The 1,109-nt window shown below is 64.9% G+C and carries 1 protein-coding gene; it reads left to right on the forward strand.

Annotated features, from left to right (window positions below; all coding sequences use genetic code 11):
• Positions 1-125: 125 nt before the first annotated feature.
• Positions 126-1,109: IS481 family transposase (locus tag ACZ5IK_RS45205; protein ID WP_465493362.1), on the forward strand; the 984-nt coding region annotated here is incomplete at its 3' end.

The following is a 1,109-nucleotide window of genomic DNA, read 5'->3' on the forward strand; positions in this document are numbered from 1 at the left end:
TGTCTGAGTTCAGGACATCGTGAACAGTCGATGTTTCAGGACATCGTGAACACTGACCGGCCTGTCGGCGTGGTGACCAGGGTGTTCGTTGTGATCATCCGGCGATGGGCAGTACAGGGTTTTCGATGGATCCTGAGTTCGTCGCCGCGGTCGCTCGGGTCGCCGCGGGGGAGAAGATCAACATTTCGGGGTTCTGCCGTGACCGCGGCATATCCCGGGGCGTGTTCCACAAGTATGTGACCCGGTTCAAAGCCGAGGGCGTGGACGGGTTCATCCGTCGCAGCACCGCTCCGCGTCACCATCCGACCGCGTTCGGGGCGGAAGTGGCCGAGGCGGTGCTGCGGGCTCGCAAAGAGCTCGAGGACGAGGGCTGGGACAACGGGCCGATCTCGATCCACTGGCGGCTGGGAGACGCCGGGTTCGAGCCCTTGCCGTCGCGGTCGGCGGTCTACCGGATCCTGCGTGATCACGGCCAGATCACTCCGGAGCCTCGAAAGAGGCCTCGCACGAGGCGCCGGTTCGAATACGCCGACCCCAACGGGTGCTGGCAGATCGATGGCATGGAGTACTACCTGGCCGATGGGCAGAAGGTGTGCGTCATCCAGATCCTCGACGACCACTCCCGCCTCGACGTCGGCACCTACGCCGCGGCCAGCGAGAACAGCGCCGACACCTGGGCGGCGTTGCAGCAGGCCTTCGCCGGCTACGGAGTACCGGTGAAAGTGCTGTCCGACAACGGCTTGGCTTTCTCCGGCAAGCACCGTGGCCTCATGGTCGAGCTGGAACGCCACCTCGCCGGAGAGGGTGTTACCGCGATCGCCTCCTCGGTCTATCACCCGCAGACCTGCGGGAAGAACGAACGCGTTCATCAAACCCTGCAAAAGTGGCTCGCCGCCCGGCCCCCAGCCGAGGATCTCGTTGCCCTGCAACACCTTCTCGACCAATACCGGCACGCCTACAACACCCAGCGACGACATCAGAGCCTCGACGGCCAAACCCCGCAACAACGCTACGACGCCAGCCCCAAAACCGCGCCATCCACCAACCGCCACGCCCCCAGCGGCACCACCCAGCGACCGATATCTGCCACCGGCGTCATCGCCTTCTCC

Source organism: Amycolatopsis sp. NPDC031561, from assembly GCF_055580625.1.